The organism is Burkholderia sp. BCC1988 (assembly GCF_905339895.1).
GTDB lineage: Bacteria > Pseudomonadota > Gammaproteobacteria > Burkholderiales > Burkholderiaceae > Burkholderia.
Genome location: NZ_CAJPHA010000004.1, coordinates 51192 through 66464, shown reverse-complemented (window position 1 = coordinate 66464; position 15273 = coordinate 51192). Strand labels below are relative to the sequence as shown.

11 protein-coding genes and 1 pseudogene are annotated in these 15273 nt (G+C 67.9%); 8 read left to right on the top strand and 4 right to left on the bottom strand.

What is annotated here, in order from left to right; genetic code table 11:
• Positions 1-6: 6 nt before the first annotated feature.
• Both U4012_RS06910 and U4012_RS35895 read right to left on the bottom strand, forming a co-directional pair.
• Positions 7-1278: a formylglycine-generating enzyme family protein gene (locus U4012_RS06910; protein WP_415750364.1), complete on the bottom strand. Its 1272-nt coding sequence runs from the start codon at positions 1276-1278 to the stop codon at positions 7-9.
• Positions 1279-1281: 3 nt separating this feature from the next.
• Positions 1282-1905 (bottom strand): annotated as a pseudogene (locus U4012_RS35895) (caspase family protein); the annotation flags it as partial.
• 400 nt (positions 1906-2305) lie between these two features.
• On the opposite strand from U4012_RS35895, the gene U4012_RS06905 reads away from it, so the two are divergent.
• The 8 genes from U4012_RS06905 to U4012_RS06870 all read left to right on the top strand — a co-directional run bounded on the left by U4012_RS06905 (position 2306) and on the right by U4012_RS06870 (position 13769).
• Positions 2306-2734, top strand: a complete 429-nt coding sequence (locus tag U4012_RS06905; RefSeq protein ID WP_257772328.1) for a DUF4399 domain-containing protein — start codon at positions 2306-2308, stop codon at positions 2732-2734.
• Between the two features lie 42 nt (positions 2735-2776).
• Positions 2777-3202 (top strand): DUF4399 domain-containing protein, encoded by a 426-nt coding sequence (locus U4012_RS06900; RefSeq protein WP_124485920.1) that lies wholly within the window; start codon positions 2777-2779, stop codon positions 3200-3202.
• Between the two features lie 423 nt (positions 3203-3625).
• Complete coding sequence (locus U4012_RS06895) at positions 3626-5053, top strand: efflux transporter outer membrane subunit (protein WP_321797628.1); 1428 nt, start codon at positions 3626-3628, stop codon at positions 5051-5053.
• Positions 5054-5244: 191 nt separating this feature from the next.
• On the top strand, positions 5245-7104 hold the full coding sequence (locus U4012_RS06890; RefSeq protein ID WP_321797187.1) for an FHA domain-containing protein: 1860 nt from the start codon (positions 5245-5247) through the stop codon (positions 7102-7104).
• Positions 7091-8500 carry an HlyD family secretion protein gene (locus U4012_RS06885; protein WP_082088613.1) on the top strand — a complete coding sequence of 470 codons (1410 nt, stop codon included), beginning with the start codon at positions 7091-7093 and terminating at the stop codon, positions 8498-8500. The genes U4012_RS06890 and U4012_RS06885 overlap by 14 nt, the downstream gene beginning before the upstream one ends.
• Before the next feature lie 101 nt (positions 8501-8601).
• Complete coding sequence (locus tag U4012_RS06880; RefSeq protein WP_321797183.1) at positions 8602-9354, top strand: peptidylprolyl isomerase; 753 nt, start codon at positions 8602-8604, stop codon at positions 9352-9354.
• A gap of 18 nt (positions 9355-9372) precedes the next feature.
• Entirely contained in the window at positions 9373-12444 is a 3072-nt protein-coding gene (locus U4012_RS06875) for a peptidase domain-containing ABC transporter (RefSeq protein WP_321797181.1), read from the top strand.
• Entirely contained in the window at positions 12441-13769 is a 1329-nt protein-coding gene (locus tag U4012_RS06870; RefSeq protein ID WP_257772333.1) for a sigma-54 interaction domain-containing protein, read from the top strand. Before U4012_RS06875 ends, U4012_RS06870 begins: the two co-directional genes overlap by 4 nt.
• A 15-nt stretch (positions 13770-13784) precedes the next feature.
• Here U4012_RS06870 and U4012_RS06865 read toward each other — a convergent pair whose 3' ends face one another.
• Entirely contained in the window at positions 13785-14555 is a 771-nt protein-coding gene (locus U4012_RS06865) for a PP2C family protein-serine/threonine phosphatase (RefSeq protein WP_321797177.1), read from the bottom strand.
• 84 nt (positions 14556-14639) lie between these two features.
• Positions 14640-14924, bottom strand: a complete 285-nt coding sequence (locus U4012_RS06860) for a hypothetical protein (RefSeq protein ID WP_044846565.1) — start codon at positions 14922-14924, stop codon at positions 14640-14642.
• Positions 14925-15273 lie beyond the last annotated feature (349 nt).

Sequence of the window (15273 nt, the reverse complement as noted above, 5' to 3'; positions counted from 1 at the left end):
ATCCGCCTACTTCAAGTCCCGCGCCACCCGAAACCCGTTTGCCGAATAACGTACGCTGCTGTCGTACTTGAAGCGTGTCGAAACGGGCATGTAGCCTGCACCATCCCGCCACGAGCCGCCGCGGATGACGCGGACCTGGCAATTCGGCTCGTCCCATGAGCGGCCGTCGGCAGGCGCATTCCTGTACGAGTTGTGCCAGCAATCGCTGACCCATTCCCATACGCTGCCACCCATGTCGTAGAAGCCGAGCGGATTGGCCGCGAACGAGCCGACGTTGTCCGGTGCGTCGGCATGCCACGGCTGACCGCAGTCCTTGCAGTTGGCGTTGCCCGGGCGCATCTCGTTGCCCCACCAGTAGCGCGTCGCGGTGCCGCCACGGGCCGCGAATTCCCATTCGGCCTCGGTCGGCAGCCGGTAAGACTTGCCGCTGATTTTCGACAGCCACTTGACGTACAGTTGCGCATCGTCCCAACTCAGGTCGCGCACCGGCGCGTTCGCCGCCGTGTTGCTGTCGTTGGGCAGGCGCGGGCAGGCGCCCGCGTCGCGGCACGCGTTCCACTGCGCAACGGTCACGCCGTACTTCGCCAGCGCAAACGCGTGATCGAGCGTCACGCGATGCGCAGGCTTTTCCGACGGATCGCCCGAATTGCTGCCCATCGTGAAAGCCCCCGGACTGACCGCCAGCATGGCGGGGCAGGCAGGGCAATCGTGGATTTCATTGGCGGCCGTCGCGCCGCCTTTCTGCGGCGGTGCCGACGGGGCCGCCGCGGCAGGGGGCGGCGGCGCTTTCGGCGTCGAGCCGGACGTGTGCGCGGGCTGCGCCGGCGCAGGTGCCGGAGCCGAAGCCGGAGCCGGAGCCGAAACGGCGGCGGGGGCCGGCGCGGCGCTCGCCGTCTGCGCGGGCGCGGAGGCCGCGGGCGCCTTGGACGCGGCCGCGCGCAGTCGTGCGAGACGAGCCTGCGCCAACTGCGCGAAGCGGCCGTTCGGGTAGGTCTTCAGATAGGCTTCGTAGTCGCCCGCCTCCTTGCTGTCCTTGATCGACTCCCAGAACGTGATTTCGTACTGTTCGGCGCTGTCTTTCGGCATCACGCCGCGGCTATCGAGCGCCACGATGCCGACGTCCGCCAGCACGTCGGATCGTTGCGCCGTGCCGCCGCCGGAATACGCGTCGGCGATTCCTGCGCGACGCGCCGCGGTGAACGCCAACGTCGCTGCCGCACCGGACAGGGAAGACGCGATCCACGGCGTCTGCCGATACCCGGTGGCGCGTTCGACCATCGCGCCGGCACGGTCGAAGACCTGTGCGATCCCGAGCCCCGGCACCGCGAGCGTCTGCAGCAGCGCTGCCGTGTAGACACCATGCGCCGTACCGTCGGCGGCGCCTGCGCCGGGCGCTGCCGCGTATGCGACGAGCGTATGCGGCGGCGGCTCGCGGGCCGCCACGTGGCCGGCACCGGGAGGCGCGATCAGACAGGAATCCAGAATGATCAGATCAATCCGGTCGCCGCGCGGCCGCGACGTCGCATCGAACACGGTTTGCAGGTCGATACCCGTTCGCGACAGGCCGGCCGGCGCGCCGACGTCGGCATCGACCGGCGCGAGCCATGTCGCTCCGCCGACGCTGGCGCCGTGGCCCGCGAAATAGACCAGCCCGGTGCCGCCGGCCGCGCCGTGGCGTTCGAACGCGGCAAGCCCGTCGAGCATCTGCTGCCGGGTCGCATTGCGCAACGTGATGACGTCGAAGCCGAGCGCGCGCAGCGCGTCGCTCATTGCATCGGCGTCATGAACGGGATTGGCGAGCGGATGATCACGATAGGCGCCGTTGCCGATCACGAGCGCGACGCGCCGCGGTTCGACTGACGGGGCGCGCGCGGACGCCGACGGCGGTGCGGGAAAAGCATGCATGTCCTCGCCGGAGCACGTGCTCGATGCCACCGAGATCGACGCAAGCAGGCATGCGGGCAGGAGTATTCGCCACATGTTGAGCCCCCCAGGGTGCGCCGTCGGACCCGATGCCGAAGGCGGAGCGCAGCCATTGCCGGGTGTTCGGTCGCGGCGAGCGCAATGCCGGCTTGCGGCAGGCACGGGCGCGGCCGGGACACATTCAAGATAGCACGTGCGCCTGGCGGCGATCACCGGATCCACCCGCGGGTCTTGCAAAAAACGGACATACGGATCCGCGCATCGCGGCCGGCCCGTTACCCTGGAACATCGTTATGTGCCTTCCTGTCGATTACGTCCTAAGCTGTTAGACACGCTCCACTGTCCGACGCCGCGCGCCGCCATCCACGCGAGGAGCAACACGATGCGAAGAAGGGCTACCTTGTTGGCTTTGGCCGCCACCGTCTTGGCGCCGAGGATCGCGTTCGCCGCCGGGCGTACGACTTCGCCGCCCGGCGCCGAGGCCTACATCATCTGGCCGTCCGACGGCGCAACGATCACGGGCGGCAAGTTCTGGGTGCGCATGGGCCTGCGCAACATGGGCATCTGCCCGAAAGGCATCGAGCGGCCCAACGTGGGCCACCATCATCTGCTCATCGATACCGATCTCCCGCCGCTGGACCAGCCGATACCGTCGGACCGGAATCACCTCCATTACGGTGCCGGTCAAACCGAGGCGCGTATCGAGCTGCCACCCGGCAAGCACACGCTGCAGATGCTGATGGGCGACCACGACCACGTGCCGCACGATCCGCCGGTGTATTCGAAGAAGATCACGATCACGGTCAAGTAGCGCGCCATCCCGCGCCTGCCGCCCGAACCGGGAATTGCCGCCATGAACAAGCTCATCCTCTTCGCCGTTGCCGTGACGCTGCTATGGACGGGGGCGGCGACCGCAGAGACCGGCACGCATCCCCCGAAGGCCGTCGTCTACATCGGCTGGCCCAACGATGGCCAGGTGATGCCGGCCGGACGTCCGTTCCGCGTGTGGTTCGGCTTGCGCGACATGGGTGTCGCGCCGTCGCACGTGCAGTTTCCGAACACGGGCCACCATCACCTGCTGGTCGATACGGACCTGCCGCCGATGGACCAGCCGATTCCGTCCGACCGCAATCACCTGCATTTCGGCGCGGGCGAGACCGAGACCACGCTGGAGCTTCCGCCGGGCAAGCACACGCTGCAGCTCCTGATGGGCGACGCCAACCACGTGCCGCACAATCCCCCCGTCTACTCGAAGAAAATCACGATCTACGTGAAGTGACGTCGCGCACGCCGATCGGCGATCGCTGACGTACGCGCGCTCGCGCTCACGCGAGCAGGTGAGCGGGCGGGCGCCGGACGGCGACGCGGCCGCCCGATGCGCCAAGTGTCGGCGCACACCCGACATCCCGAGCCCGAACTGTCTGCGACGCCCCATCACGCACCGTTGATCCCGGTGCCGCGCGCACGTCGTGCCAATTCCCGTCTTCGTGACCCGGACCCGCGCCGGCAAGCCTGCCGGCACGATTGCCGCCGCCCCCGCGAGCGGCTGGCACGCGCCATGCGAGATGAGACGCGAGCGTGCCACGCTGCAGCATCGACACCAACACTTCCGCCGATTCCGCATCGTCGCCGCGTTCCGCCCAAGGAGTCGATCGTGAACACCTGCCTGTCGCCGACTGCCACGCGCAACTGCCGCGGCCTCATGCGTTCGCTGGCCCGCATCGCCGGTTCCGCCGGCGCATGCGCGGCGTTGCTGTCCGGCTGCATGGACCTGAACGTGCCCGTCTACCAGCGCCCCGAGATGCCGGCAAAGACCACCTGGGCGCATGCGCGCGGGCCGGTATCCGCGTCGGACGCGGTCAACGCCGAGTGGTGGAAGAGCTTCGACGATCCGACGCTCGACGCGCTCATCGACAAGGCCATCGCGGGCAACGTCGATATCAAGGTGCTGGCGGCGCGCATCGGCGTGGCCGGTGCGCAGGTCGGCGAAGTCCAGGCGGGCGCGCTGCCGAGCGCCGATCTCGGCGCGGGCGTGGACTTCGAGAAGAACACGCATCAGACGCTGTCGAAGTCCTACAACCTCGGCAGCCAGGTGAACTGGGAGATCGACATCTGGGGCAAGGTCGAGAAAGGCGTGCAGGCGCAGAAGGCCGAATACCGCGCGACCGAGGCCGACTGGCGCGCCGGCTACCTGACGCTCGTCGCCGACGTGTCGAGTACGTATTTCCGGATCCTCCAGTTCGACGACCAGATCGAGCAGGAACAGCGCACGCTCGACAAGAACCGGAAGATCCTCGCGATCTACCAGTCGATGCTGGCGAACGGCATCGCGCCGCAGACCGAAGTGCTGCGGCAGAGCGCGGAGATCAACGGGCTGGCGAACGAACTGATCGAACTGCACCGCTCGCGCGACACGGCCGAGAACGCGCTCGCGACGCTGCTGGGCGTGCCGGCCGGCGAATTCAGGATGCCCGCCGGCCATCTCCGGCAGCGCGTCAAGCTGCCGGACGTGCCGATGGGGCTGCCCGCGCAACTGCTGGCGCGCCGGCCGGATGTCGTCGCCGCGCAGTACCGCGTGCTCGAATCGTATGACGAAGTGGGCGCGGCGAAGCTGGCGCAGCTGCCGTCGATCAGCCTGACCGGGCGTGGCGGCACCGCGGCGTTCGCGCTGTCGGATCTCTTCAAGGCCTTCACGTTCAGCTTCCTGCCGAGCATCAACCTGCCGATGTTCGACCCGGGCGTGCGCGCGCACATCAAGACGACCGAGGCGCAGACCAAGGTCGCCGAGCAGCAGTACCGGCAGACCGTGTTTACCGCGTTCAAGGAGGTGGAAAATGCACTCGTCGATCTCGACGCGCACAAGCAGCAGCGCATACAGCTTCAGCAGCAGAGCGCGCGTCTGCGCACCGTCGCAGCGCAGGTCGAGGCGCAGCTCAAGGAAGGGCTCGTCTCGCAACTCGAGGTGCTCGAATCGGAGCGTTCGGTGGCATCCGCGGAACTCGCGCTGCTCGCCAATCATCAGCAGATTCTGAGCGACACGGTCACGCTCTACAAGGCGATCGGCGGCGGCTGGCGCGCGGTCGAAATCTCGAATGCAGGCAGCGAGCCGACCGGCCACGCGCTGCAATGAACACGCCAGCCCTGCGCAGCCGCGCGATCGGCGCCAGCCGATTGACTACCGCCATCCGTCGCCTAAACTTTTTTCACGATCGTGCCGCCACGTGCGTTGGCGGTGCGGCTTCACTCAGGTGGTTCGAAAGCGCGTCGCGTTGCCTGCGCCGCGTCTCCATTGGCGGGCGCATGTCGATCGTTGGCCGAATCATGGTTCCAGACGCCGCTTCGATTGCCGAGCAACGCGCCGCGCTCGACCGGCAGTTCGACATCGTGCTCAAGCCGGTTTCGCATCCGGAGCTGAGCGAGATCCGGATCGACCACGCGCTGTTCGCCGTCGGGCGGACCAACACGCCGTTCGCGTCCGCGAGGCCCGAACTGGTGGCCGACCTGTCGCGCCGCCATGCGCGCATCTTCTTCGAAGGCAGCGCGGCCTACGTCGCCGATCTCGGCAGCAAGAACGGTACGGCCGTCAACGGTGTCGAGGTCGGCGACAAGCCGCACCTGCTGCGCGACGGCGACGAACTGCGCTTCGCCGGCGCGCTGGCGTACCGCGCCGCGTTCGTGCCGCGCGCGACGCATCGGCCGGCGCGGCCTGCCGTCGTCACACTCACGCCCGAGCGCGGCGATCTCGGCCTGCAACCGGTCATCATTACCGCCTTCCCGTTCCTCGTGAGCAAGACCGACGACACGTTCGCCTGCTACCGGAACGCGTATCCGCATCAGGTCAACTACCTGTCGCGGCGTCATGCGCACATCTACGTGCAGGACGGCGACGTCTTCGTGGAAGACCTCGGCAGCACGAACGGCACGTTCGTCGACGGCCGGCGCCTCGACGAGCATGCGGTGCCGCTCGGCGACGGCGCGCTGCTCGCCTTCGGCGGCGATCATTTCGTCTATCGCGTCGGGGTGCAGCGCGAGCCGGGGCCGGACTCCACCGTGACGGCCGCATCGTCGCCCGGCGCCGCCGCGCATGTGGCCGCCGCGGACCCCGACCGGACCACCTTCGTCGATACCGCGCATTCGTTCCTCGACATCTTCTGCACGGTGCCGGCCGTTCAGTCGGACGACGAGGTCAACCCGCACGCCGCGCACGGCGCCGCCGAAACCGCGCATGACGCGCGCCGCCGGCGCGGCAGGATCGAAGTCTTCCTGTCGGAGCTGAGCGAGGCGTTCGGCGGCAGCGGGCACGTCAACCTGCGCCGGCTCGGCGGGTGGAGCGGCGCACTGCTCGCGGCGGTCGGCCTGCTGGTCGCGACGCTGTATTTCCAGGACGCGCCGCTGCGCGAGATGCACGCGCTGCTGGCGCGCGGCGACGCCGCGCAGGCGGCGCAACTCGCCGACCGCCATCTGGCGAGCCATCCGGACGACCCGGCGTTCGTCGCGCTGGGCACCGAGGCGCTCGTCCGGTCGAAAGTGCCGGAGTGGATCGCCGCGATGAACGCGCGCGCCTTCGACCGCGCCCGTGCCGTCGTGCAGGACATGCGCACGCTGGCGCGCCACAACGCCGACGCGCGCCCGCTCGTCGACGAAGTCGCGTGGATCGGCGAGCTGCAGGCGTTCGTCGCCGGGCGCGGCGGGGCGGAAGCGCCGATCCGCATCTATCGCGACGAAGCGCCGATCAAGGCGCTGACCGGCCGCTGGAACGACGACCCGGGTGCGCATCAGCGGCTGCTCGACCGGATTTCGTCATACGTTCCCGCGTTCGGCGTGCTGTATGCCGACGCGCTCAGTCAGCTGCGCCGGCTGCAAAGCGACAACTCCGTCTACGTGGCCGCGCTCGAGCGGCTGCAGCGCGCGATCGCGTCGGCGCTCGACGACGACCGGCTCGACGGTCTCCCGGCGCTGCTCGCCGACGACGAGCAGCGCTATCCGCGCCTCGGCGGCCTCGACGCGGTGCGGGCCGACCTGCAGCAGTACCTGCAGTTCGAGAGCGACGCGCGGGCCGGCCACGGGCCGGCCGTACTGGATCGCCTCAGGCAGTTCCGCTTCGCGACGCCGCAATTCGCCACCCATGTCGCGACGCTGGAGCGGCTCGCTTCGTCGGGAGGGCGCAGTGAAGCTCGATAGTCTGCTCAAGCGCGCGCGCCAGGCGCCGCCGCCGGAGCCGCCACGCTCGCTGGGCGAGGCGCTGGAGGATCACAGCGTCGAAGGGATCGCGATCCTGACGGCGCGGCCGTGGCGGCTCACGCAGGCGACCATCATCGCGATGGTCGGGCTCGTCGTGTGCGCGCTGCTGTGGTCGTTCGTCGGCCGCGCCGACGTCATCGTGACGGCGCCGGGCGCGCTCGCGCCGGAGTCCGAGGTGCGCCGCATCTACGCGCCCGTCGACGGCGAGCTGGTGGACATCTACATCGCCGAAGGCCAGCCGGTCGAAAAGAACGACGTGATCGGCCGGATCAACGCGCGCGGCGCGATCGAGGCGGCGACCAACGCGCTCGATGCGCGCCTCAAGCTCGACGACGCGGAGCGCGAATGGAAGCAGTTTCCGGACAAGAAGCAGCTGATGGAGCGCAAGGCCGACGCATTGAAGCAACAGATCGAGGTCGAGGAGCACCTGCACCAGAACCGCATTGCCGAAGGCACCAGCAAGCTCGCGCAATCGCAGCACGCGCAGATCGACGAAGCGCGCAGCAATATCGACAACGCCCGCCACGCACTCGATCTCGCGAAGGACGAACAGGACAAGTACGCGCGCCTGTTCGCGCTGCCGGGCGGCGGCGGCGTGTCGCAGAGCCAGGTGGAACAGAAACGCAGCGCCTACCTGCAGGCCCAGGACAGCTACCGCGTCGCGCAGGCGCGGCTCACGCAGCTCGAGGCGCAGCAGAGCCACGAGTTCGCGCAGGCGAAGGCGCAACTCGAAGGCAGCGGCGAGACGCTCGCCGGGCTGCGCATCCAGTACGACGCGACCGTGCGCGACATCGCGAACACCGAAGAGAAGCTGCGTCTGCAGGTGCAGACGGCGCGCCTCGCCGCGGATGCCGCCGCGCGGATCCGCTTCGAGAACATCGACAAGGACAATTTCCTGCTCGTGCTGGCGCCCGTCTCCGGCGTGATCACCGATGTGACCACGACGCAGCCCGGCGACAAGATCCTCGCCAACACGCCGCTCGGCAGCATCGCGCCGTCGGATGCGCGGCCGGTGGTGAAGGTCGCGATCGCGGAGCAGGACCGCGCGTTCCTTCACGAGGGCCTGCCCGTGAAGCTCAAGTTCAATGCGTTTCCGTACCAGCGCTACGGCGTGATCGACGGCACGCTCGAATACATTTCGCCGGCGACGAAGCCGCAGGCGCAGACGAAGGAACCCGTCTACGAGGGCCGGGTGGCGCTCGTGCGCAACGCGTACACGATTGCCGGCACGACCTACCCGCTGCGCTACGGCATGACGGCCACGGCGGAAATCGTGGTGCGCGAGCGCCGCCTGATCGGGTTCGCGCTGGACCCGTTCAGGCAGATCGCGGGCTGACGGGCGCCGCCACGGCGTAGCGGAACGCAGGCAAGCGGTGAGGCGAGGCACCGGCGGCGCATCAGGGCGAACCGCCGCTGACAGGGATCAAGGGGAACGAAATGACGGCAATAGTGCGTATCGACGACGAGGTGATCGGCACCGACGACTTCATTCGCGTGCTGAAGCTCAGCGGGCAGTTCGAGGGCCTCGTCGAACAGCAGGTTCGCGACCGGCTGACGGTGATCGCGGCGAGGAAGATGGGCATGCAGGTCACGCCGGAAGAGATCCAGGTGCGTGCCGACCAGTTTCGCCGCGTGCGCGGGCTGCACCGCGCCGCGGACATGAACCGCTACCTGGACGTGTTCGGCGTCAGTCTCGACGAGTTCGAGCGCTTCATCACCGATACGCTGTACCAGGAAAAGACGCTCGACACGGTGTGCAGCGATGCGGCCGTCGACGCGTACTTCAAGCTCAATTCGCCGAAGTTCGACAGCATCGAAGTCAGCCACATCGTGCTCGACTCGGAAGGCAAGGCGCGCGAGATGATGGCGATCCTCGAGGACGACCCGAGCTGCTTCGGCGACATGGCGCGCGAGCATTCGATCGCCGACACGAGCGAGCGCGGCGGCGTGATCGGCAAGGTGCTGCGCGGCTCGCTGAAGACGGATATCGAGGCCAAGGTGTTCAACGCGCACGTGGGCGATCTGCTCGGGCCGTTCGCGGCGCCGGACGGCGCGTTCTTCGAGATCTTCTCGGTGACCGCGAAACACCCGGCCGCGCTCGACGCCGACGTCGCGTCGGAGGTGCGCCGCCTGCTGCGCGAGGAGTGGCTCGCCGAGCGCGCGCAGGAACACATCATCGAGGCACGCTGATCACGGAGAACCGCATCGATGGACGCACAAGCCCCCGCCCCGGCCAGCACCCCGTCGCTCGCGGCGTTTCTCGCGTCGGTGGAGCCGCTGTCGCTCTTCTCGCACGACGAACTCGATCGCATGGCCGCCCATGCGCAGGTGCGCACCTATGGGTTCGGCGACACCGTCTGCAATCGCGGCGACCTCGCCGAGGGCCTGTATGTGCTGCGCAGCGGGTCCGTGCGCCTGATCGCCGACGAGCGCGGCAAGGAAACCAGCGTCGGCGTGCGCAAGGAACGCGAGGTGTTCGGTGAAATGGCGATGCTGCGCGAATACTGGCACGAGGTGTCGGTGCGCGCGTCGACGAAGACCGAGGTGCTGTGCATCCCGCGCAGCGCGATCGAACCGATCCTGCGCGACAACCCGGCCGCGCAGGCGTTCGTGACGAGCTATGTCGCGATCAGCTCGGCCGGCGGTTTCGTGACGCGGCTGTTCGACCTGCGCGGCAAGCTGACGCGCGCCGAGCTCGAGGAATACGTGTCGAGCGTCGGCGTGAAGCGCGTGCCGGCCGGCAAGGAGATCGTCCGGCAGGGCCCGGGCGGCGACCTGCGGCTGTACGTCGTGCGCCAGGGCGAGGTCAGCGTCTCGTGCCGCGAGGACGGCAACGACTATCCGCTCGCGACGCTCGGCGCAGGCGAGATCTTCGGCGAGCGCGCGTGCCTGCTGCGGCAGGAGCAGGCGGCGACCGTCACCGCCGTCACCGATACGCGCCTGCTCGTCATTCCGGAAAAGACCGTGCACTTCATGCTCGAGCGCAACCCGAAATTACGCGAGGTGCTCGAGGAGCGCATCCGCTTCGTCGACCAGGAACTGCAGCGGCAGAAGAAGCTCGCCGAACGGCGCCGCCATCCGCTGCAGATCGACATCGGCGCCGACGCCGCGTTCGGCGAGCGCATGATCAAGCGTTTCGTGCTGGTCGAGCAGGCGGAGGAAATGGATTGCGGGGCCGCGTGCCTCGCGATGATCTGCCGTCACTACGGCGTCGCGATGACGCTCGGCAAGCTGCGCGATCTGGCGAACGTGACGACCCAGGGCGCGACGCTCGACAGTCTCGCGCGCACCGGCGAGGCGGTCGGCTTCGCGACGCGCGGCGTGCAGTGCACGTACGAGGCGCTGCTCGGGTTCGACCTGCCGTTCATCGTGCACTGGGAGGGCTACCACTACGTCGTCGTGTACGGCGTGTCGAAGTCGTGGGTGCGGATCGCCGATCCGGCGCTCGGCTTCAGGAAGCTGAGCGTCGAGGCGTTCGAGCGCGGCTGGAGCGGCACCTGCCTGCTGTTTACCGCGAGCGGGCCGGCCGCGGCGCCGGCCGAGTCGCGCTCGCCCTGGGTGCGCTTCATCGGCTATCTGCGCCCTTACCGGAAGATCCTCGCGCACCTGTTCCTCGCGACGTTCGTGATCCAGATGCTGGGCGTCATACCGCCGCTCATCATCCAGAACATCCTCGACGGGGTCGTCGTGCACCAGAACGTGAGCCTGTTGCACCTGCTGATCGCCGGGCTCGTCGTTTCGCACGTGTTCACGCAATTGATGACCACGATCCGCGCGCATCTCTCCAACTTCATGGTGCGCAGCCTCGACTTCGCGATGATGTCGCAGTTCTACAAACACACGATGTCGCTGCCGTATTCGTTCTTCGCGCGCCGCAAGAGCGGGGACGTGTTCGCGCGCTTCCAGGAGAACCAGACGATCCGGGCGTTCCTGACGGAGTCCACCGTGACCACCGCGCTCAATCTGCTGATGATCTTCATCTACTTCACGATCATGTTCCTCTACAACGTGAAGATGACGCTGGTGCTGATCGCGTTCGTGATCCCGATCATGGCGCTCACGGCGCTCGCGACGCCGAAGCTGAAAGGCTATGCGCGCGAGGTGTTCGCCGCGTCCACCGATGCGAAGTCGCTGCTGATGGAGACGCTCGGCGGCGTCGAGACCGTGAAGGGCATGGGCATCGAGCGCTCGGTGCGGCTGAAGTGGGAGCGCAAGTATGCGAAGGCGCTCGACGTCCAGTACCGCGCGCAGGCATTCAACATCCTGGTCGCGCTGGGCAGCCAGTTGCTGAATGCGGCGACCACCATCGTGATCCTGTGGGTCGGCGCGAACCTCGTGCTCGCCCATGAACTCAGCATCGGGCAACTGATCGCCTTCAATGCGTTCATGGGCAGCGTGCTGGCGCCGCTGATGGGGCTCGTCGGCATGTGGAGCCTGATGAACGACGCGGCGGTGGCGATGGAACGGCTCGGCGACGTCCTCGACCTCGAACCCGAACAGCAGCCGTCTGGACTGGCCTCGCGCGTGCTGCTGCCCGACCTGCAGGGCGACATCGGCTTCGAGGGCGTGTATTTCCGCTACGGCGGCAACGAAACGCCTTACGTGCTCGAGAACATCAACTGCACGATCAAGCGCGGCGAGATGGTGGCCATCGTCGGGCGCAGCGGTTCGGGGAAAACCACGCTGGCGAAGCTGCTGGTGGGATTCTATGCGCCCACGGACGGCAAGATCGTGGTCGACGGATACGACATGAGCGCGATCGACAAGGCGTACTACCGCCAGCAGATCGGCTATGTGATGCAGTCCAACCTGGTGTTTTCCGGCTCGATTGCCGAGAACATCGCCTGCGGCGACACGAGCCCCGACTGGCGCCGCATGGAGGAGGTCGCCCGGATGGCCGACGCGCACGCCTTCATCAGCAAATTGCCGCTCGGCTACGAGCAGGTGGTGGGCGAGCGCGGCGTGGGCCTGTCGGGCGGCCAGATCCAGCGGCTCTGCATCGCGCGCGCGCTGTATCACGACCCGCGCCTGCTCGTGTTCGACGAGGCGACGTCGTCGCTCGACACGCAGTCGGAGAGCAACATCCTCGCGAACATGCACGAGATCCTGCAAGGGCGCACGGCGGTGATCATCGCGCACCGGCTCAGCACCATCATGCGGGCCGACAAGATCCTCGTGCTGTACGAAGGCGCGATCGTCGAACAGGGCTCGCACGACGAGCTGGTCGCCCTTCAGGGCATGTATTACCAGCTCGTGCAGAAACAGCTGGGCGCATCATGAAACTCTTCGACCCGCACGGCTTCGGCAACTCCGCGGTCTCGTATGCCGGCCTGCTCGAGAAGATCGAGATCCTGCGCTCGATGCTGCGCTGGGCGCCCAAGCTCGAGCGTGTCGACATCGAAAAGCTGCTCAATCAGGCAAACGTGCTGCGCGACGAAGTCATGCAGATGTCGCGCAAGGAGCGCTTCGTCGAGGCCGCCGTGGCCGCGCCGCAGGCGCCCGACGCAGCCGATTCGGCCGACGCGCCGGAGGCGCCCGCGCCCGCGGTGCAACGACGGCGGCAGGCGCTGATCGAGCGCAGCTTCATCTTCGAGGGCATTTTCGGCGACAACCCGAAGCTGCTCGCCGCGCTCGAAATCGCCGAGAAGGCCGCGCCGACCGATCTGCCGGTGCTGATCGACGGCGAGAGCGGGACCGGCAAGGAACTGATGGCGAAAGTCATCCACGCGAACGGGGCGCGCGCCGATCGGCCCTACATCTCGGTGAACTGCGGCGCGATTCCCGACAACCTGCTCGAGTCCGAGCTGTTCGGGCACCGGCGCGGCGCGTTCACCGGCGCGTCGAACGATCGCAAGGGCAAGTTCGAGAGCGCGCACACCGGCACGATCTTCCTCGACGAAATCGGCGAATTGCCGCTGTCGGGCCAGGTCAAGCTGCTGCGCGTGCTGGAATCGCACGAGATCCAGCGGGTCGGCTCGGACGAGCCGATCAGCGTCGACACGCGCATCGTCGCCGCCACCAACAAGAACTTGCGGCAATTGAGCGAGCAGGGGCTCTTTCGCGAGGACCTGTTCTATCGCCTGAGCGTCATTCATCTGACCTTGCCCGCGCTGCGCGAGCGTCGCGACGAAATCCCGCTCTTGCTCGCGTACTTCGGCGACGAGGCGGCAGGGGCGCTGAAGCGCAGGCCCCTGAAAACGACGCCGAAGCTGCGCGACTTCCTGCTGACGTACGCGTATCCGGGCAACATCCGCGAACTGCGCAACCTCGTCTACCGTCTGTCGTGCCTGGCCGGCGAGGTCGCGGATATCGAGCACCTGCCCGAGGACATCCGGCCGAAAACCGGGTCGGCCGCCGTTCGCGCGACCGATGACGGCGCGTCGGGCAGGCCGATGTCGCTCAGCGACGCGAAGCGTGCGGCAAGCGACGAGGCGGAGCGTGCGTTTCTCGAACGCGGGTTGCAGGAGACCGGCGGCACCGTGGCCGAACTGGCGCGCCGTTGCGAGATGAACCGGTCGCACCTGCAGATGCTGCTCAAGAAGCACGGCATCCGTTCGAAAGCGTTCCGTCATCAGGACCCCGCGACGCCCGACAAGGACGCGTAGGCGTCGCGCGATCGTTCAGCGTCGCACGGAAGGATTGGCGAGCGTCCGGTCCGACGCATCGGGATCGGACGCGCGGATCACGACCGCGGTGACGTTGTCCCGGCCGCCCGCGCGCAACGCGAGGGCGACGAGCTCGTCCGTTGCGCGTGCGCAATCGCCGCAGGCGAGGGCGGCCGAGATGTCGGCCTCGTCGAGCTCGTTGCTCAGGCCGTCGCTGCACAGCAGAAACATGTCGCCGTCGCATACGTCGATGCGTCGTTCGTCGAGCTGCAGCTGCTCGGCGGCGCCGACCGCGCGCGTGATCACGTGCTGCGACGGGTGATGGCGCGCCTGCTGTGCGCTCAGGTGGCCCTGCGCCTGCAGTTCCGCGACGTGGCTGTGATCGAGCGTCAGCTGCGTCAGGCGCGCGTCGCGGTACAGGTAGATCCGGCTGTCGCCGGCCCACAGCCAGCCGCATTGGCGGCCGCTCGCGAGCAGCACCGCCACCGTGCTGCCGATCATGCGCACGCCGCGCTGGGCAGCTGATTCGCGCAAGTGCGCGTTGACGGCATCGAGCGCGGTACGCGCCGCCGCGATGAAGTCCGCCAGCGTGGCCGGGGCGGCCAGCCGATCCAGCGCCTGCACGATCATCCGGCTCGCGAGGTCGCCGGCCGAATGTCCGCCCATGCCGTCCGCAACGGCCCACAGGCCACGGTGCGGCAACGCGAGGCAATCGTCTTCGTTGATCTCGCGAACCCGGCCCACGTCGGTGCGTGACGCCGAAGTCCATTGCAGTTCTGCGCTCACGGCGCGCCATTCCTTTTCGTTCAGGGCGGGTTCATGCCGATCAGGGCTTGTGAACGCGCGTTGCCGGCCGGCTTGAAACCGGCGCTAGACGAGCCGGTTCCTGCCGTCCGCGCCGACCCCGACCACGATGTTCGCGCCAGGTGCCGAGTTCGCGACGTCGATGTTCTGGATCTGGTTGAGAACCTGGTTCGCGTAGAACGTGTTGTACGTCTGATAGAGGTTGACGACCGGCCCGAACGCAGGCGCCGGCGGCGTGTACGGCTGGATCCAGCCGAATACCCACGGCGCGCCTGCGCCGCGGATGAACGACATCGTCTTGCGGTCGATGTCGCGCTGCATGTGAAGGTCGGTAATTGCGAGCGTGGTCATGATGCGTCTCCGAATGGGGCTTGCCGACGAACCGGGTACCCGATACGTGCAAACCTCGTGCCATGCGCGACACGACCCGCGTGCGTGGCCCGGGCGCGGGCGTCGATCCGCCCGGGCGCCACGCGCGGCAAGGCAAGGCGCGATCGACACGCGTTGCTTGCATCCTAGTGCGTCGCGGCCTCGTCCCGCAATGGTTGTACGCGAGCCAACAGTCGGGGCCACGAACGTGGTCGCGAAACCGACACCTGCTCCGGCACATGCAGACGGCGGTCGGGCGCGCCGACTGGTGCTGCCGCACCAACAAAATCCCCGGTAAACGGTTGGCCGCGCGGCGACAGCGCGGTGCGCG